Source organism: Halobacteriovorax sp. (assembly GCF_041587335.1).
Taxonomy (GTDB): Bacteria; Bdellovibrionota; Bacteriovoracia; order Bacteriovoracales; family Bacteriovoracaceae; genus Halobacteriovorax.
Genome location: NZ_JBFGYP010000056.1, coordinates 1 through 19177, shown reverse-complemented (window position 1 = coordinate 19177; position 19177 = coordinate 1). Strand labels below are relative to the sequence as shown.

The 19177-nt window shown below is 36.6% G+C and carries 18 protein-coding genes and 1 pseudogene; 4 read left to right on the top strand and 15 right to left on the bottom strand.

Going from position 1 to position 19177, the window contains the following annotated elements:
- Window positions 1–22 precede the first annotated feature (22 nt).
- The 4 genes from ABX784_RS09550 to ABX784_RS09535 form a co-directional block, all read right to left on the bottom strand.
- Window positions 23–274 carry a DUF4258 domain-containing protein gene (locus tag ABX784_RS09550; RefSeq protein ID WP_372654801.1) on the bottom strand — a complete coding sequence of 84 codons (252 nt, stop codon included), beginning with the start codon at window positions 272–274 and terminating at the stop codon, window positions 23–25.
- A 66-nt stretch (window positions 275–340) separates the two neighbouring features.
- Complete coding sequence (locus tag ABX784_RS09545) at window positions 341–730, bottom strand: DUF4870 domain-containing protein (protein WP_372654800.1); 390 nt, start codon at window positions 728–730, stop codon at window positions 341–343.
- Between the two features lie 8 nt (window positions 731–738).
- A complete protein-coding gene (locus tag ABX784_RS09540; protein WP_372654799.1) occupies window positions 739–1146 on the bottom strand; it encodes a hypothetical protein in 408 nt (135 codons plus the stop codon).
- Window positions 1147–1277: 131 nt separating this feature from the next.
- A complete protein-coding gene (locus ABX784_RS09535; protein ID WP_372654798.1) occupies window positions 1278–4427 on the bottom strand; it encodes a DEAD/DEAH box helicase in 3150 nt (1049 codons plus the stop codon).
- A 212-nt stretch (window positions 4428–4639) separates the two neighbouring features.
- Here ABX784_RS09535 and ABX784_RS09530 point away from each other — a divergent pair, with 212 nt between their 5' ends.
- Window positions 4640–5320 carry a response regulator transcription factor gene (locus ABX784_RS09530; RefSeq protein WP_372654797.1) on the top strand — a complete coding sequence of 227 codons (681 nt, stop codon included), beginning with the start codon at window positions 4640–4642 and terminating at the stop codon, window positions 5318–5320.
- Between the two features lie 245 nt (window positions 5321–5565).
- On the opposite strand, the gene rpoD is transcribed toward ABX784_RS09530, so the two are convergent.
- The 4 genes and pseudogenes from rpoD to trmB form a co-directional block, all read right to left on the bottom strand.
- Window positions 5566–6999 (bottom strand): RNA polymerase sigma factor RpoD, encoded by a 1434-nt coding sequence (rpoD, locus tag ABX784_RS09525; RefSeq protein WP_372654802.1) that lies wholly within the window; start codon window positions 6997–6999, stop codon window positions 5566–5568.
- Window positions 6973–7314: pseudogene (locus tag ABX784_RS09520) on the bottom strand (RNA polymerase sigma factor region1.1 domain-containing protein); the annotation flags it as partial. The pseudogene ABX784_RS09520 and the gene rpoD, both read right to left, overlap by 27 nt.
- Window positions 7315–9240: a DNA primase gene (gene dnaG / locus ABX784_RS09515; protein WP_372654796.1), complete on the bottom strand. Its 1926-nt coding sequence runs from the start codon at window positions 9238–9240 to the stop codon at window positions 7315–7317.
- A 6-nt stretch (window positions 9241–9246) separates the two neighbouring features.
- Window positions 9247–9945, bottom strand: a complete 699-nt coding sequence (gene trmB / locus ABX784_RS09510; protein ID WP_372654795.1) for a tRNA (guanosine(46)-N7)-methyltransferase TrmB — start codon at window positions 9943–9945, stop codon at window positions 9247–9249.
- Window positions 9946–10098: 153 nt separating this feature from the next.
- Here trmB and ABX784_RS09505 point away from each other — a divergent pair, with 153 nt between their 5' ends.
- Both ABX784_RS09505 and ABX784_RS09500 read left to right on the top strand, forming a co-directional pair.
- Window positions 10099–10869, top strand: coding sequence for a hypothetical protein (locus ABX784_RS09505; RefSeq protein ID WP_372654794.1), 771 nt, complete (start codon window positions 10099–10101; stop codon window positions 10867–10869).
- Window positions 10870–11099: 230 nt separating this feature from the next.
- Window positions 11100–11837 (top strand): substrate-binding periplasmic protein, encoded by a 738-nt coding sequence (locus ABX784_RS09500; RefSeq protein ID WP_372654793.1) that lies wholly within the window; start codon window positions 11100–11102, stop codon window positions 11835–11837.
- On the opposite strand, the gene ABX784_RS09495 is transcribed toward ABX784_RS09500, so the two are convergent.
- The 5 genes from ABX784_RS09495 to ABX784_RS09475 all read right to left on the bottom strand — a co-directional run bounded on the left by ABX784_RS09495 (window position 11834) and on the right by ABX784_RS09475 (window position 15710).
- Window positions 11834–12925, bottom strand: coding sequence for a DegT/DnrJ/EryC1/StrS family aminotransferase (locus tag ABX784_RS09495; RefSeq protein WP_372654792.1), 1092 nt, complete (start codon window positions 12923–12925; stop codon window positions 11834–11836). The genes ABX784_RS09500 and ABX784_RS09495 overlap by 4 nt on opposite strands.
- Window positions 12926–13011: 86 nt before the next feature.
- Window positions 13012–13236, bottom strand: a complete 225-nt coding sequence (locus tag ABX784_RS09490) for a hypothetical protein (protein ID WP_372654791.1) — start codon at window positions 13234–13236, stop codon at window positions 13012–13014.
- 23 nt (window positions 13237–13259) lie between these two features.
- A complete protein-coding gene (locus tag ABX784_RS09485) occupies window positions 13260–13490 on the bottom strand; it encodes a hypothetical protein (RefSeq protein ID WP_372654790.1) in 231 nt (76 codons plus the stop codon).
- A gap of 157 nt (window positions 13491–13647) precedes the next feature.
- Window positions 13648–14691 carry a hypothetical protein gene (locus ABX784_RS09480; RefSeq protein WP_372654789.1) on the bottom strand — a complete coding sequence of 348 codons (1044 nt, stop codon included), beginning with the start codon at window positions 14689–14691 and terminating at the stop codon, window positions 13648–13650.
- Window positions 14679–15710 (bottom strand): hypothetical protein, encoded by a 1032-nt coding sequence (locus ABX784_RS09475; RefSeq protein WP_372654788.1) that lies wholly within the window; start codon window positions 15708–15710, stop codon window positions 14679–14681. Before ABX784_RS09475 ends, ABX784_RS09480 begins: the two co-directional genes overlap by 13 nt.
- 341 nt (window positions 15711–16051) lie before the next feature.
- Here ABX784_RS09475 and ABX784_RS09470 point away from each other — a divergent pair, with 341 nt between their 5' ends.
- Complete coding sequence (locus ABX784_RS09470) at window positions 16052–17770, top strand: hypothetical protein (RefSeq protein ID WP_372654787.1); 1719 nt, start codon at window positions 16052–16054, stop codon at window positions 17768–17770.
- Between the two features lie 39 nt (window positions 17771–17809).
- Here the strand turns inward: ABX784_RS09470 and ABX784_RS09465 are convergent, their stop codons facing one another.
- Complete coding sequence (locus ABX784_RS09465; protein ID WP_372654786.1) at window positions 17810–18613, bottom strand: flagellar motor protein MotB; 804 nt, start codon at window positions 18611–18613, stop codon at window positions 17810–17812.
- Window positions 18614–19177: motility protein A (locus tag ABX784_RS09460; RefSeq protein ID WP_372654785.1), on the bottom strand; the 564-nt coding region annotated here is incomplete at its 5' end.

Here is a 19177-nt window from a genome sequence, read left to right as displayed (position 1 = left end):
TCTGAATCATGATGTACTTTCATTATTTCACCTCAAAATTAATCATGACTGTGACAACTTCAAAATTCATATTTTTCTTTGTCACAGCTACTGCCGCAATTAAATTATCTTTACGTCCCTTAAGTTTTTTATAGTAGATATACTTATCTTGGGACTGCTTTATTTTACCATCTGGCTCACTTAGGATTAGCTCTACATCTTTAGTCGAAATATCTCTTTGAAGAATCCTATCTACTGAATGTGAGCTATATTTTATATTCATTAAGTAAATCATAGTATGAAAGCTTGTCCTTGTCAATTGACGGTCATTAACTGGTCATGTTTGAGTGGCATATATCAATTATTTTATGGGTTTGTAGAGCTTGCTTGGATAGGGAATGACTTCTCCTTTTAGCGCTCGTTGAATACCTAGAATTGATATAGCAATTGAGTAGATTGGCACTATTATTGCTGTAACAAGTCCTGAAGTATAAAATGAAATAACTAAAACTATAAGAGTTAAAAACATAAGTAGAAATGAGTAATTTAGAAACTCCTTTCCTTGAGTATTGATTTTTTCTAATTCATCTTTTTTAATAAACCAAATTCCAATAGGTAGTAAGAGACCAAGTCCCGCAAGTAGGGAAGAGAAGGCAAAGCCAATACTCATAAGTATTAGAAGGTCCTTTTCACTACTTGCTAGCTTTTGAATATACTCACTCTTTATTATTTTCTCTGAAACTTTTGACATTGGTCCCTCTATATCTTTGAAGTCGAGAGACTGTAAGACTTTAAGACACCCTTCTTATCAAAGTAGACTTCTAAAGTTTTAGTCTTAGTACTACTTGATCCTTTACTACCACCGAAGTCTAAGCTCGTTCCAAGAAGTGTACTCGACAAAAAGCTTGCTCCAAATAGGCCAACGTTTGCTCCCATATCATTCCACTCTGAGGCGGTCTTGCTGTAAACCCATTGTTCCTCTCCTTCAGAGTCAGAATTGATCATTTCTGGAGATCCAAGGAGTTTGATGACTTCAGACTTTTTTGTAAGTCCTTTCTTTAATGATTTCTCAATACTGACCTTTGAGAGCTCATTCTTTTTGGTCTTATCAGCTGAAGCGCAACTTACAAGACTTAGGGCCAAAAATAAATAAGTAATTCTTTTCATGTATCCTCCAAGATTTAGGTTGGAGCAATAATTCTACGAGTAAGAGAGATAGTCTCTAAAAAGAGAGAGAGGGCAGAGGATTTTTCAGTTATGAACTCTACACCTCCATAAGTTATGAAGGTGTGTTTAGTTTAAGAAAATAGATCTTCGAAGTCTTTCATTGAAAGCTTACCAGTGAAGAGATTTTCATCATCGTCAGGAAGTAAGTCTTTAAAGAGTTGTTTCTTCATCTCTTGAAGCTTTAAAACCTTTTCTTCAACAGTGTCTTTGATAATAGGTCTATAGACTGTAAGAGTGTTTTGCTGTCCAATTCTGTGGGCCCTATCAATTGCTTGTGATTCAACTGCTGGGTTCCACCATGGGTCCATAATAAAGACATAGCTCGCCGCTGTTAGGTTTAGACCAACACCACCGGCCTTAAGAGAGATTAAGAAAATATCAGTCTTTCCAGCTTGGAATTCATCAACTTGCTGTTGTCTCTTTTTAATTGATTGGCTTCCATCAATTCTTGAAAGACGCCAGTGCTTATCTCTTAAAGTATTTTGAATTAAATCTAAGTAAGTCGTAAACTGACTAAAGACAATCGTCTGATGTCCCTCTTCAACAATTTGCTCTAACTGCTCCACTAGGAAATTAACCTTAGTTGAAGCAATTGTCTTATAGCTTAAGTTCGCAGTAGGGGACTGCCAAAGACAACTCTGTCTCAATTGAAGAAGACCTTTAAGGATTTCTCCATACTTCTTTCTAGACGGAGAAGTTGTAATTCTCTGCTTAATTGAAACGAGGTTATTTAAATAAGTCTTTCTTTCAGCATCATCAAAGTTTAGATAAACATTATTTTCTAACTTAGGAGGAAGGTCAGTTAAAACCTGATCCTTAGTTCTTCTTAAAATAAATGGTGCCGCTGTCTTTCTGGCCGTAAGTCTAGACTTTTGATTAGAGGTCGTTCTAATGAACTCTAAATCTCCCCAGATTCCTGGAACTGAGAGATCTATAATATTATAGAATTCGGCCAAATCATTTTCTACAGGTGTACCTGTTAGACAAACTCTGTAGTCAGCTTTTATTTTTCTAGCAGCATAGGCCCCTAGAGATCTAATATTTTTTAAGTGTTGAACTTCATCTAGAACGAGAATATCAAAGTGCTTATCAGCAAATGTCTCATCGATTTCACGCTTCATTACACCATAACTTGTAAGTATGATCTTTGTATCGTCAGGGAATGTTCTCTCGCCACCGTGATAAATATGGATTTGCATCTTTGAGAACTTCTCAATTTCTTTTTGCCAGTTAAGTAGAATAGAAACTGGGCACACTACTAGTACACGGTCTATTTGATCGTGAATACTTTGAATAAAGGCAATTGTTTGAAGTGTCTTACCAAGACCCATATCATCGGCAAGACAAGCTCCAAGCTTATTTTCATGTAGAAATTTAAGCCAGTTATAACCTGTTTTCTGATAAGGTCTAAGTGTGGCGTCGAGGTCTTCTGGAAGATCGTACTCTGGAACTTGCTCTAGAGTAGAGAGCCTTTCACAGAGCTCTTCTTCTTCTGGAGTAAGAGCTCCTTCGATACCAAGCTTCTTAAGTTCAAATAGTTCAAAAATTCTTGCTCTATTGAAAGGAAGTAGGAATTTCTTAAATGGAGACTCTGCTTGAGATTCTCCCTCTTCGTCCTCAACTTGCTTTCCTTCAAACTTTGTATATTTTCTCATGAACTTCATGAGATCTTTTTGTTCTTTATTTAATAGGACTAGTCCCTTACTCGTAAGAACGAGTCCGGTGTCCATGTCGGCCTGCTTAATAATTTCAAGGTCGTCATTTGATATATAAAGCTCTAAGTCAAACCACTTCGTCGAAGAGGCCCTTCTTTCAAATCTTATTTTTGAATTCCAATTTGCTAATTCTGATTTCTCATAGAATATTGTCACACCATAAGGAGTCACCTTGTCGTGAAACGCCGAAAGCCCTTGAAAGATAGAACTCATTGAGGCCTGAAAGTATAGAGTCTTAGTTTCTGCTCTATATTCAGCGTATCTAAAAAATAATTCACCAAAATTTTTGTAAAGAGCAGAGATCAAAAGAGTTAGAAATTGATTATTAAAATCACAGATTTCTTTTTCTTCTGGATCATAGATAAAGGTCTTCTCATTTTTCATTGTGTAGTTGATTAATTCAACCCACTTGTCCTTACGGCTACTAGAGTGAAGAGACTTCTTATAATCAAACACTTCATCTTCTATATGAGTTGTAAACTGATCAATAAACTCATAAGCATCTTTTTTCTTTTTAAAGTTAGATAGATATCCACCCTCAAAAGCAAATGACGTTAAAAAATCTGGGGGTACAATAACTTTTTCATTATCGTCGTGAAAGTTTACTTCAACTTCAACTAAACCTTTTCTTGCTCCAGGTGATAGTGTCACTCTACAGCCAGCATTGATCTCTCTTACTTGATTGAGAGGGATGCCATCGATTACAATCTCACACTTCTCTGACAGCTCTTTATGCATGGCCATCTTAATTAAGTCGTTAGTTGTAAGGTTTGTTCCTCTAATTTTAATTTTTTGAATGAGAGTCTTTAAATCACTTGTTAAGTGAAAGGCCTCTCCACTAGTCCAATCAAATAGGTAGAGGTTTTCAAATAGGGAGATCTCATCGACGATTGTGTCTTCATCTTTCTTATGTTGAAACTTTAGCTTTGGATAACTTCTTTCATCGTTAGGGCTAAAGATATTTAAAATAATCTTTCCCTGAAAGTTTTCAGGAAGAGGAAAGTTTACAACTTTCTTATTGTGTAGAAGGTATTGTAAAGAAGAGTAGGTTGCTGTCGCCGATGCTCCTTGGAGTTCTCCAGGGGCGCGAAGAATTGTTCCATACTCAAGAACATTCACACCATTTAATCCAAAGTTAGGAATAGGTGGTGATGACTCGTCTTTTGGTCTATCACCTTCAAGTTGCAAGTGATAACCAAGATAGAGAGCAGCAGTGTGAGAACAATGTCCCTCTGCAGTCCAATCATGACAATCGCAATTTGATGAAAGTGGACCACCTTCAGTGCCTTCAAGTCTTTTCTTGTAGACTATTTTACACTCGTGAGTCCTATCGTGTTTAACGATTCCAGAGACGATATAATACGTTTCAGGACTTCCTTTTATAAATGAAAGATTGACCTTTGAGAGGCTTAAAAATTTCTTAGCATTTGAAATATCTGTTTCTTTAAAAAAACTGCGCGCAGTTTTCTCCAGGTATTCAGGAAGAATGAAAATATCTTGAAGCATATTATAAGTTCCTAATTTTTAAAGCCTATATTGTATCGTGAATATTGCTAAAAATATACCTCGGCACATAATTAGATTCTAATTAGTTGATTAAAACACTCTACAAAATTGAAGAGGTTGCATATCTCTGTAAATGCAGTCTTTTACGTGTGAATTTATTGAGGAAAATCTACTATCTTCTGTTTTTTTATTTACTAGTGTATTATTTGTGTATGAATAAAATTTTATACATAGATGATTCCAAAGAAAATCTTGAACGTTTTAAGTTTAAGCTAGGTGAAGAGTTTGAAATTACAACTTGTGACTGTCCTCTAAAAGGATTAGAGCTTGCTGAACACGGTGACTTTGATCTCATTTTGGCCGACACTCTTATGCCAAACCTAAATGGTCTACAATTCTTTAGAGAGATTAATAAGGCCCCGTGGTACGCTAGTACTCCTGTGGTTTTAAGATCTCTTAGTCAAGATGAGTACCTAAAGCTTGAAGCTCTCTCTCTCACAAAGACGGACTTTCTAAGTCACGCTATGAGCTTTGAAGAGATCAAGATTAGACTAATCAATCTAATTCTTAGACATAAGAGTCATAAGAGAGTGAGACTAGGATTCTCCCTGGTTCTCGATATTGATAATGTTCAGGCCATTTATAAAGGTGAGTGCCTTGGACTTACAAAACAAGAGTTTAAGATATTAAAGTCACTGTCCACAAAGAAGCTAAAGAGTAAGAGGGATTTAGTAGAGTCTGTCTGGGGAGAGGGATGTGTAGTGGATGACAATAATATCAACACCCATCTAGTAAACCTTAGAAAGAAGCTAGAATCGACTTCTCACAGAGTAACAAATATTCGAAATAAGGGCTTTCGCCTAGTAGTTGAAGAGCAAAACGTAGCATCATAAAAAAAGGCGTCATATGTGACGCCATTTTTAACTCACTTTGATTTAGCGCTTTTACGAGATGAAAGTGTTACACCTGCGGTACTAAATTCTTAGTACTTTAAAATTATATAGATTTTATTGGTTAATTAGCAGTTAAGTTGGAGTTAACTAAGTGAAGTTTGGTTGAGGGATTGTTAATTTTGTTAAGAAGCTCAAAAAAAAGCCCCTATCTCTAGGGGCCTTTAATATTAGAAATGTATTCTTAATTATTCTTTGTCTACGTATGACTTAAGCATCTTAGCTCTAGACGGATGTCTAAGTTTTCTAAGGGCCTTCGCCTCGATTTGACGAATACGCTCTCTTGTTACGAAGAAATCTTGTCCAACTTCTTCAAGAGTATGGTCTGATTTTTCACCAATACCAAAACGCATTCTAAGAACTTTCTCTTCTCTTGGAGTAAGAGTTGAAAGTACTGAACGAGTTTGTTCAGAAAGAGTCACACTCATTACAGCGTCTGCAGGAGAGATGATCTTCTTATCTTCAATGAAATCTCCAAGTGAGCTATCTTCTTCTTCACCAATTGGTGTTTCAAGAGAGATTGGCTCTTTAGAAATCTTTTGAACTTTCTTAACCTTATCAACTGGAAGCTCCATTCTCTCAGCAATTTCTTCTGGAGTTGGCTCACGACCTAGTTCTTGAATAAGTTGTCTAGAAGTTCTAACCATCTTGTTGATTGTTTCAATCATGTGAACTGGGATACGGATAGTTCTTGCTTGGTCAGCAATAGCTCTCGTGATCGCCTGACGAATCCACCAAGTAGCATAAGTCGAGAATTTATAACCACGACGATACTCGAACTTATCAACGGCCTTCATAAGTCCGATGTTTCCTTCTTGAATAAGGTCAAGGAATTGTAATCCTCTATTTGTGTATTTCTTAGCAATAGAAACAACTAGTCTTAAGTTGGCCTCAACAAGTTGAGACTTAGCAACGTCAGCTTTTGTTTCACCTTTTAGAATAATATTGTAAACATCTTCGATATCAGCAAATTCCATTCCTGCATCTAAACTTAGTCTACGTAGTTTTCTAATAACATCTTCTTGATTTCTAATTAACTGCTCAATCTTAGCGTCAGTTGTGTAGAGATCTTTTGCAAGACGTCTCTTAAAGGCATCATCTTCAAGAACTTTTTCGTAAAGAACTTTATAGTCTTCACTACCATCAACTTCTAAGAATTTATAAATACGTTCTTGTTGCTCGTATAATTCTCTAAATTGTAGGAAGTATTTCTTTACTGGTTCAACGAAGCTGTTGATGATTTTTCTGTTGAAAGTAAGGTCTGCCAGACGAAGAGCGATAGTATCCATCTTCTTCTTCTCTTCTTGAGTGTACTCTTTAATTGTTCCATCTTCATTTTCAACTCTGTTTAGGAGAGTATCAAGATTGTCACAAACAGAATAAATCTCATCACGAACTTTGATGATATCAGCATTAGATGATTCATCATCAAGACCACGAACTAATTCTTTAACGAACTCATTTTGATTTTCTTGAGTTTCGACTCTTTCTTTTAGTTTGATAATCTCTTTAATTGCGTGTGTTGACTTAACTGCTGAAAGAATAATTTCTCTTTCACCTTCTTCAATTTCTTTTGCAATAACGACCTCTCCCTCACGAGTAAGGAGTGCCACAGATCCCATTCTTTTAAGATATAACTTAACTGGATCCGTTGAAGCAGACTTGAGCTCAGCTCTTTCTTCTTTCGAAAGCGTCTCTTCGATAATTTCTGTACCGTCTAAGCGGATACCGTCATCTTCTTCCTCAGAAGTCTCATCGTGAATATCAATGCGCATCTCTTGAATTTTAAGCATAATTTCGTCGATGGCCTCTGGCTCGACAATGCCTGCTGGAATTGCGTCATTGATTTCTTCAGCTGTTAGGTAAGACTGGTCTTTACCTTTGATGAGAAGTTTTGAGAAATCTTTTGAATTAATAAATACGGTAACAATCGACATTTATTTTCCCCCGGGGGTTTTATATTTAAAAGCTTGCACTTTAGCTCTTTCTTGTTTCTTGGCAAGTAGCTCAATCATTAACTTGTTACTCTCTTCGTCAGTAGTACAGGTTTTTTGCTTGAGTAAAATTTCATCGCATTCGATGTCGAGTTTTGTGAGTTCAAGTTTTTTCTTAATATCAAAAATGATTTGAGAAACAACTTTATTATCATCATGAGAAATTGCTCGGTAACTTTTTAGGGCCTTGGCAATTACATCTTTTAACTCGCTAGAGAATGAACCATTTGTAGTAAAATTAGAAACGATGGCGACAAACTCACTCTCGTCAATTTCATAAAATAATTCTTTCAGTCTAGTAATGTATTTTTGTACCTCATTTGAGGACACAAAATCAAGTAATTCCCCGATTTTATCGCTAGTTAGGCACTCTGGGTGCTTTATAATTTCACTGAGAAAAGTGGTCTCAATTTTGCTTAAAGCAGGTGCTTCAATTGATTCCATTTCTCCAGTTAGATATTGCATGTCTTCAAATGAAATCTCTTCATGGAAAGACTCTGTGATAAGACCCTCTGGCTCGTCCATTGGAGGAGGTGCAAAGTTTGTAGGCGCCTGATTTCCTGAGAGAAAATCTTTGTAATTACTAATAATTTGAGAGGCCTCAGACTTTAGTCCGATCTTCTTTGCTGCTTGCGCGGCGCGCTCTGTTGCTGATAGACTGTCTTTCAATGGAGACAGTACCGAAAAGACTTCATTTAAGATTTGAAGTTGAGCATCTAGTAACTCTGGAAGTTTTTCTGGAATGACTCTATCGACTTGTACGTCAATAAAGGCCTTAGCATTATCAATTCTCTTTTGAAGCTCAACTGATCCCTCTTCTTGAAGAAAGTCATCAGGGTCTTTGTGGGGTGCAAGGTCAACAAATCTAGCGGTTATGCCAACGTCTAGGAATTGTTTGTTAATTCTAAGCCCTGCATTCCACCCAGCATTATCATTATCAAGTGCTAGGTAGATATTCTTTGTAAGCGCTTTCAGTTTAACGACAGAACTATCACCCATGGCAATTCCTTGAATACCAACTGAGTTTGTAAATCCTTTGTTAAATAGTGCGATCTGGTCCATATTTCCTTCAACTAAGATAACAGCATCCTTGCTCCTGATACTACTCTTTGCAAGGTGGAGTCCATAAAGGATGTGTTTCTTCTTGAAGATGAAAGACTCTAATGAATTCATATATTTAGCTTTCTGATACTCGAAAACTGCACGACTGGTATAACCGACAACTTGGCCGTATTGGTCCCAAATAGGGAAGATAATACGGTCTCTAAAAGTGTCATAGTGGGACTTGGAGTCATTCTTATCAATTCTGATAAGGCCAAGTTCTGTCGCTATTGTGAGAGCGAAGTTTCTCTCTTTCTCGTTTGGAATAGAGTTTAGATAGCTTGTGAGCTTACTGTCTTTAGGGGCGTAGCCTAGATTGTAGGTCTTCGCTATATCAACTGTTAGTCCACGATTTTTTATAAATTTAGTATATTCTTCAAATCGTCCTGACTCGGCAATCCTCTGGTAGAGCTGGCTGCTTTTAGTCAGGATTTTTTCGGCCATAAGAACTTTTGGCGGCTTGGCCTTTTGTTGATTGTAATCATCGAAGTTGATTCCGTGATTTGTACAAATCTCTTTTAGCGCCTCAATGAAATCTAGATTCTTATAATTGATAACAAAGTCGATTGCATTTCCACCGGCCTCACAAGCAAAGCACTTATAGCGCCCACGTGAGTCTGTGACATTCATTGAGGGCTTGTGATCATCGTGAAAGGGACATACAGCAAGAGCAGTATTTCCTTTTTTAGTTACAGGTATATAATCTCCGACGACTGCGGAGATAGGAAGCTCTGTAACAATTCTCTGTTTAAGGTCCTTAAGGGACATGGGCCTCTAGTCCTTTTTCTTAGAAACTAATTCAAACGCTTTAATTTTAATTCCCTTCTTAAGAAAAATCTTTTCAAACTTAGTAGAAAAACTAGCTAAGAAATGATCAGGTTGCTCTTCTCTTAGGCGGTCAGTAGACATAACGACATCAAATTGTTCGTTCTTTTCCATGACTTCTTTCATGTGTTCAGCGTAGCCGTCGTGGTCTGTCTTAATTAAGATTCTACCACCAGGCTTTAAAACTTTGTAGGCTTGATTTAAGAATGGCTCTTGGAAGAGTCTCTTTTTTAAATGTTTATTCTTAGGCCATGGGTCTGGGAAGAAGTAGAAGATCTTATCTAGTTCATTCTCTTCAAATAGGAAGTGAATTCTCTCACCCTTTCCACGTAGGTACTTAAAGTTCTTAGTAGGGTGGGCGGCCAATTTTTTAGCTAGAGAGAAGCTTCTCTTGAATCTATAATCGAGACCTACGAAATTTACGTCAGGGTTCTTTTCTGAGAACTCCATCATAAAGTGTCCATAGCCAGTTCCAATTTCTAAGTAAAGTGGACCCTCTCTTTTAAAGGCCTCACTATTCCACTTACCTTGAAGAACTTCAGCTTCATGATCTCTATAAACAAAGTCCTTAAACTCATCGAGCTTGTCGCTGTATGGATTTTTAGTAGTGTATTTGAACTCATCGCTATAGGTGAGATCGACCATCATTACCTCTATATAAAAAAAAATTGAATTAAGAAGTCTAGATAACACGCTCGGACGTAGCTATCAATATGAATATTTAAAGTATAGAATTTACATTTTTGATGCATTGCGTTTCTCGTGTGATATGAACTCTTAAATACTAAATTAGGAGACACCATGAAGAAGACGTTACTCGCTCTTTCTATAGGATTCTGCACACTTACATCAGTTAATACCTTTGCTGAGTCCAAAGCATCTTTTTGCGCTGGCAGAAAGTCGGTCAGGTCATTAAAGAGACAAGTTTTGCAAAGAGATAATCTCTTGGCCTTTAGGAACCAGGGAGGATTAATAAATGGTGGTGTTTGTTGGTGGCATAGCCGCTTTCAGCGTAATGCAATGGTTACTGCTAGATTTAGACCGGAGCTTGATTATCCTTCTGAAAGAGAAGTGAAAAAAATAATTAAAGCTATTAGAAAGGGAAAAAAAGTTGTCGAGGTACCAGGCTATAGAAGTATCAATGACTTTTCTTATTCTAACGCTGACTTAATTCAAAGAGAGTTAGAGAAGTGGCAAAAGGGAGATGGTTTTCTAAGACAGCAGTGGGCGGTAGGACTTTGGGGATCTCATGAAGTCTCTGAAGAAGAACTAAAAGAGCGAATGGATGATCTCTATAGCTATGTTAAGGGTGAGGGGAGAATTGCTTATCAAATGCTTCAGATTGATGGGATTGACTCACACGCATGGTTAGTGTTTGATATGGAAAAAACCTCTAATGGCTATAGACTACAAGTTTTAGATAGTAACTATCAGAGATCTCAAATCTATACTTATAGAGAGGGGATGACTTCTTTTGATCATGATCACTATGGTAGCTTTGTTCCCTACACTGGAAAAAAGAGTGAGCATGAGAAGTCTTTTAAGGCAGTAGAGAAGTACTGTAATAAATAAAAGGCAATTGTAATCTGCTAGGGGTCCTTTCCTAGCAGAGATTTTCCTAATCATAAGACTATCTTTTCTACTAAACACAACCTTTATTGGCAGTGAGTTTAGGCCCTTAAGGTTGAAAAAATATTTAACTTTTTCTCTATCTAATTGAAAATACTATGGGGAGTAAGATAAATTGCCTTTCGCAAATATTTCCATGCTAACTAAAATTTGATTGGGAGTATACTGCTGATATGAAAAGAATATTAATCATGTTGACTATTTTCTTTAACTTCTTAACTTTCTCTACTGAAGTTAATATTGGAGTTGAGAACTCTTGGCCTCCTTACGCAAACGAAGATGGAGAGGGTATCTCTTCCGATATAGTGGTTAAGGCCTTTGCTGAGGTTGGGGTAAAGGTGAAGTTACATGTGTTTCCTTACTCTAGAATCATGGAGATGACCAAGAGAGGAGAGCTCGATGGCTGCTATAATGTCATGAGAGATAAAACTACAAACTCAGAGTTCATTTTTGGTTCTGAGCCCATCATTGAAACGACTGCTTCTTACTATCACTTAAAAAATTCTCCTTATAAAGAAAAGCTTAGTAAGGGAGATAAGGTTGCTCTGATGCGAGGGTATCAGTACGGTGATGAGTTTGATGAAAATAAGAGTAGCTACGACGAAACCAGAGTAAACACCCAAGAGCAAATTCTTAAATTGATTTTAAGAAATAGAGTAGACGTTGGAATTCTCGCAGATGGGAGCGCAAAGTTTCATCTTAAGAGATTAAAGTTAGAGAATGCCATTACTAAAGGGGCCATTCACTTTAAGTTAAAAGTATTCTTGGCCTTTTCAAAAAGTAAGGAGCGCTCTGAGAAGTTAGCTACTCTATTAGATCTTGGAATTAAAAGTTTAAAAGAGAAAGGGATTTATCAAAGTCTACTGAGTAAGAAGAAAAAGGGCCAAGAGTCTTTGGCCCATTCACATTAAGATTTTTTAATTAAATTACAAACGTACTCAATTTGCTCTTCTGTAGTGAAGGCACTAATTGGTAAGCAAAGAGTATGACCAGCAAATGCTTTTGCCTTCTCATCCTCTCCTTCATAACCTTTAAATGGAGTCATCTCACTAAGAGCTTCCGCGTAGAATGGAGTCGTAGAAACACCATTGTCAGCAAGTAGTTTGGCCAGAGATTCTCTTTTTTCAGAGCTCTCACACTGAACAGGGTAGAGGTGCCATGAAGATGTTTGTAAGTACTTTGCAGGAAGAGTCTTTACTGAAGCTCCCTCTAGGTGCTTGTGGTAAAGAGCTGCGGCAGCTTTTCTCGCCTTGTTATACTCTTCAATCATTTCAAGCTTCTTGTATAGAACAGCGGCCTGAATATGATCGCATCTTGAATTTCTACCGTACATGCTATCGTCGCCTCTTCCGTGGTTTCCAATAGTTTTAATTTTATTGTAGAGCTCTTCTGTTGGCACTAGAACGGCTCCAGCATCACCAAAAGCTGCTAAGTTCTTTGTAGGGTAAAAAGAAAAAGTTGATAAATTATTTGATGATCCAACAGGACCTGTAGGAAGGAAAGTTCCCTGGGCCTGAGCAGAGTCTTCAATTATTTTGATTCCTCTAGGATTACAAACGTCCTCAATTTCTTTGATAGGAGCAGGTAGTCCGTATATGTGAACAGGAATAACTGCTTTTAAGTCATGTGCCTGCGCCATTCTTTCAAGAGATTTAGGACAGATTAATCCATCTTCAGGATTAATATCAATATAGATTGGAGTGGCCCCACGATTTAAAACAGCTTCAATAGTTGCGTAGAATGTAATTCCTGGCACGCCAACTTTATCTCCATGACCTACGCCCAATACCTCTAGAGATATTTCAATAGCATCTGTCCCATTTCCAACTAGCGCACAGTGGTTGGCTCCTTGCATTTTTGCAAAGTCTTTTTCGAATTTATGATTATACTCGCCTTCTGCAAAGGCATTGTTGTCAATGATTTCACCAATGATATCTTTGACCTCTTTTCTAAAATTTTCATTATGTAAATTTTGAAAGTCGTAAAATGAAATTTCCATCTCTATAGTCCTAGGATAAAGGTATTTAGAGTGGAGTATAACAGCGTTTTTTATTAAGAGCTATAGTGATATTTAGGCACGAAGTGTTAGTTCTTCTTTGTCCAAGATTCAAGTATCTGTGCCGCTTTCTTGGCCATTTTTGGATCTTTTAACTTCGAATTAATAGATTTTATGTAGGCTTCTATTTCAGTCTTCTCTTGAATAGAATCTTTCTTTGTTTGATCTTGCGTCTTCTCTTTTTCGACGGCCGCTAGAGATAGAGCAGGGGATGCCTGCTCTTTCGTCTTCTTATCTTTGAATAGATTTTGCAATTTCTTTATTCCCATATCTTAGCTTACGCTGCAACTTCAGGGTTTCTTTTAGATTTTTGGTAGTACTGAACAACTTTGTCCATATGATCTTCAATAATCTCATATAGCTCAAGCTTAGTTTCTCTTGGGTCCATTCCTTCGGGCATTGCTGAGTAGATTAACTCTGCATTCACTTCAGTAAAAACATACCAAGTGTTACCAAGTTTTTGAAATGCTACTTCTGAGTGATCTTGTTGTGTGTTGTGTGTTGTCATAGTGTGTGCCCTCCGTTCTGGACTATGGTAGATTCTCGTCCTGAGCCTCTAATCTGTTTCTACATAACTTATCGCCGGTGGCCGTCAAAACTTTAGACATTTTTTACATTCTAAGTTGTCGAAAATATTGACGATTTACAATTAGCTTTAAAAAAAGTTAATAACTCGCCTGAATTCCTAAATAAAGACTAAAGGTCGCTGATAGAGGAAAATCAACTTGATTTGAGTTATTCCAAAAACTTGTGATTTCTCCCTCTGACTCAGTGGTTAGAGAGTAGGGAAGATTGAAGTTTGTTTCAGCACCAAAGATAAAGTCCACTTTGCTCTCAGGGATAATGTCTCTGATGTTGTAGGAGAGTCCAAGCTTTGGTGTGATTGAGTAGCCACTAAAGAGTCTCTCTTCAAAACTCTCAGCTCTCGTTGCTTGTTCTACTGAGTAACGGTGAAGATTATAGGTAAAGGCACCATAGGTTTTGAGTGATCTATCTTCTGTTCTATAGATGTCATAAGAAATATAGGGACCTATTCCTATCTCCCCGTGAGTTTCTTGAGAGGTTCTATCATTAGTGATGTAGTAGACACTTCTTTGTCCATGGATTTGAAGAATTCCTCCAAAGTAGAATCTATCATAGGCATCAAAGTGAACTTTTCTAGAGTAGGTTGTAACAAATGAATATCTACTACCTATATTTTCTTCAAGGATATTTGATCCGTAGTTAAATCCTGACTTGCTGGCCGGACCCATACCAAAGGTTACTGTTGCCCTTGCCTTATTTTGAATAACAAATGGATATCCCTTTTCAAGAGGTTCTTCAATTCTATAGTCTGTTGGATCGTAATTCGAGTAAGGATTCATCTGTAGAGCAGATTCTCTTTCATCATTGTAGATAACTTTAACATACTTCTTAGGTACCCAGGCATCTTGTCCACTTCTAGTGAGGGTTTTTAGAAATTCTACATCTTGATACTGCTCTTCTAGGGGAAGGCCCTTAGAGTTAACATTGTAATTCATTTCCCATGAACTCTTCACGATTCCCTGCTTATGAATAAATAAGTTCTTTCCCTTTCTCACTCTTTGCAGAACTCTTGACTTAAGTGATGGTTCACTTAAAAGGGGAGCTTCAAGAACTATGACTTGGGCCTCTAGTGCTAGTGTCGATGTACAGTAAAAAAAGAAAAGAAGAAATTTTAAAGTATCCATGTATATTGATAACCCACTGTTAATGCGCTTTGGTTTATTGTCTCTTTTGAATTTGAGAAGCTTGCTTGATTTTGTAGTTCACCCTTGATGGATGTTTTTATAAAAGAATTTTCTATACCTAGTGAAAAACTTCCATACTTAGTTTTATATGCGGCCTCCACTCCTAGTTGCCATGCTAGGCTCGAGTAGCTAGCACTAGAAAACTCTGAAGTAGCATTAAAGAGGAGAGATTTCTTTACAGCAAATTGTGTATTAAAGACTAGATCTCCATAGGAATAAAAATCATATTTAATAGTTGGGCCTATGGAGATTGAACTCCATGTAATAGAGTCTGATTCACTTTCCACAATTCCAGACTGATAATCAAAAACTAGACCGAGATCAATTGGTAGAAGAGAGTTGAAATAAGACTTAATACTTAGGCTATTTGATTTAGCTGTCTCAAGTTCATCTGTTGCAAGTGTGTTCAATGTTTTAAAGTCTGTTGATTCACTCCTATAGATGAAGTGCATCTCAACAGGAATAGATCTATCAACGCTGTGGTATTTATTTTTCTTTGGATAAATTTTATTTCCAGCAATTGTAGATCTAAGCTTTATGACCTCTTCTAGAAAGGCTAGATTTTTAGTGAGAGTTCTATATTTGGCATTCTTTTTTTTGTCGTAAATATATGACCACTTACCGCCGTAAAGTACTTCTCTAGCGCTAACGTACATTTTGCTTGGATTCTTTATGATGACGTCTTTATCTAGTTTATAGAGAGAAGAGTTCTTCATAAGTACTGCATATTGAATCTTTGGAGTTGTTGGGGCCTCTTTTATATACTCTTTAATTTTATATCGCTTAAATTTTTGCTTATCAGTATTTAGAACTTTTGAAAGATCATCTATATTTTGAAAACTAATATCATCGTCTAAGAATTGATCGAGCACATCATTAGAAGGTTCTACAATAATTAGATCGTTTGCAGAAATTTGAACTGCTAATAAAATAAATAAGAAGCTAAGAGCTGTCTTCAACTCAATCCTCCAAAGCGGTAAGATATTAAGTTTAAATTGTATCAGCGATTTAAATTTAGAGCCATATAGTCAAAATATACGAGTGAGGACTTTTTCTGACCAATTAGGTTTTCTAGATTTTCGTTAGGCCTAGAACACTTATGATTTTTTAAATATTAAGATATCTTTTTTTTCGATAAGGGAGAAGAATTGAGTGACTTAAGTCTTTTGATTTCAATGTTTTATCAGCGATGGCTTATGCCTTGCGACATTCTTGCCTACATATATTTAAATCTTTAAATAGCATATATTTGATTAAGGTGAACTCGCTGCGAGAATATATGAAGGAGTTAGGAAAGGGCATGGACGCGCAATTAAAGAAAACAATTACATTAGTAGCAAAGGGGCTAGGTGTAGTAGCGTTTGTAACGACTGCTTATTTAACAATAAATATAAATATTCATAGGCAAAGGCTTAAGGATATTCAACCTGTTGCTAAGAGCTTTAAGGCCTGTAACGATAGAGTTCAGCAGACAAGCCAATCTTACCTAAGCACTAAACTTGCTCATGTCAGTATGACTGCTGGCTTTGTTAGAGGAAGTAGTGACTGTCTTAAAGAAAGCGGTGAAGACCTTAGTAAAGTAGGTGGGCTTTCAGCATCACTAATGAATAAGGTTGTAGCGTACTCTAAGAATGTAAGTGATCTACATAAGCTTGTTCTAAGACCAAAGAATAAAGATACATATAAAATTCTTAAAGAGAAGGCTTCACAGCTTGAAGCATCTTATAGTGAAGCTTCTAGAGAGTTTCAAAAAATACAAAAAGATTTTTCTAATAAGAGCAGTTTTATCAATAATAACTTTTACCTTTTATCAATAGGGACTTTACTCATGTCACTCATTATCAATTTATTATCATGGCGATCAAAGAAATCGAACTTAATAGCAGAAGTTGAAAGGGAGGCAAGTGAGCTCTCTTTAAGTGGTAAGTTCGACAACGGACAAGAAGTTGAAGCATTTGTTAGTAGATCTCTAACAGCAGTAGGACTACATAATGTAGAGAACTTACTTTCAAATTATCTAAAATATCGTTTAAAAAAACATGCAATGGAAATGAAGTTTGATAAAATTGATGAACTCACTGCTATCCCTAGACATGACTTTGGTGAAAATGAAGACTTAGATAAAATTTCTGAAGTTGTTCATAGTGTGAGCTCAAGACTCGATTTACTTGATTCAATTAGTGATGACATAAAAGAGATCCAGTCTAAAGGCGAAGGGCAGTCAGGCCTTGATAATATTTTAAAAGTTGTTAACGCCGCAAAGAGTGAGAGTAAAAAGAGTAAGAAGGATCTATCTGAGAACTTAATCTTTATACTTAATAAAATAAATGAACTAGAAGAAGAGAATGTTCATCTCAAAAAGCAAACTTCAAAGAAAATTAGTAAACTAGAAAATGAATATGGCCTTCTTAAGGAGAGTACTACTCGCGAAGTTAAAAGACCTGTTGAGGTAAAGAAAACTCCTGTCGCTAAGGTTGTAGAGACTCCTGTAAAGAGAGAGGAGACTCCAGTTGAGCTTTCTCAAGAAGTCAGCAATGAGAACTTTGACCTAGAAACTTGTGTCCTAAATTGTGTTAATGAAGTCTCGGCTTCTAACTCTTCAAGAGACGTAAGGTTCGATGTTAACATTGATTCTGGTATCACTCTTGGAAAGTCTAGAGAAGGTGTCGTTAAGATTATGAGAGAGCTCGTTAAGCAATCTATAGAAAATAATAGAGATATTACTGAAGAGAAAATCCTCACTATAAAATCTAAATCAATTAGTAGTGGTGTGCTACTTAACTGTACGATGAAGCAGGTCGATTCAATTGAAGATATTGGTAGTATGAAGCTTTCTTCTCAGAATTTTCATATCTTTGACCCAATTGAAGATACAAATACTGAGATGATCTCAAGTCACTTTACAAGACTGACGGATATCAATGGGGAAGTTATTGGAACTAGATATAATTTCTGTCTAGAGCTAGATACTATTGAGAGTAAAGAACTACCTCAGGCACCAAGCTTATTTAATAATTAATAAATTAATTAATATATTGGAGTTGTAACAACTCCAATACTATTGTTCGGCTCGAATTGCCGGGGCCTCTTCAACGTGATTGGCCTTGAAAAGAACACCTAGTCCCATAGGAACTTCTTTTGATGGCCTATGAAGAACTCTTAAGACAATCCTTCTATTTCTAAGTTGATTCTCTTCGATTGGGTTACCATCTTTATCATTATTAGGGTAGGCAGGTTTAGTATCTGCATAACCTATGGCCACTAAGTACTTTCTATTAAAGCCTTTAGTTTCAAATCTTCTTGTCACTGTTGACGCTCTAGCGGAGCTCAATTCCCAATTAGAAGGGAATTGACGACTATGAATTGGAATATTATCAGTATGACCTTCAACTAGTACTCTTACATCTTTATGAGTTGTGATAATTTTATCAATGATAAGATCTACAAACTTTTGAGAGTCACTTGTAAGTGTGGCCTTCCCTAAATTGAAAAAAGTTCGAACATTCATCACAATATCTAGGCCATCATTATTTTGCTGAACCTTTATAATATTTTGCATATTAGATATTGAATTAAGCTCTACCATGAGCTTTTTCATTTTACTGTCGGATATATCATTTTCACCATGGAAGTACTTTGCCATGATTTCAGCTTTTCTTTGGAAAGTTGCAGGATCGTAGTTTGCAAAGGCCATCATTAGGATAAAGAAGCAGGCCACAAGAGTCATTAAGTCCGCATAGGATGTTAGCCAACCGGCATCATCACCACCACCACCAGACTTCGGAGGAACTGAGCGAATAACAGGAATCTCATCATCCTCTTCTTCTTCTCTGTCAATGTCTTCGTCTTCTTCGTCGTACATCTATTTTCCTAGAACTTCTTTCCAATCTAATCTTTCACTTGGAAGTAAGAATGAATTTAATCTCTCTGCTAAAACAATTGGACTCGTTTTTTTAATCATTAAACGAAACCCTTCTAGAATAATTTTATTTTGTAAGTATCTCTCGTTTGCAGAGTCCTCTAGATTCTCCCCAACAGGAATAATCATTAAGTTGGCGATAATAACCCCGTAGAGTGTTGTAATTAAACAAACACCCATCGCTGGACCAATAGTTTTCATAGCATCGGCACCACCAAGGTTTGCTAGAAGTACAACCATCCCGATTGTTGTTCCCATCATTCCCATGGCCGGTGGGTATTTTCCCATCGCCTGAAATTTACTAGTATCTCTCATATAGAGTTCGTGAACATTTTCAATTCTCTCATTAAGAATCAAAGTAAGAGTCTTGATATCAACAATACCATCTTCAAGAAGATGTAGAGCTTCATTTAAAAAGTGAAGGTCACACTCTTCAATAAGTGCTGGAATTGGAGTTCCCGTTCTGTACTTCTCTGAAATTTGAATAATAGAGATAATCGTATTCTT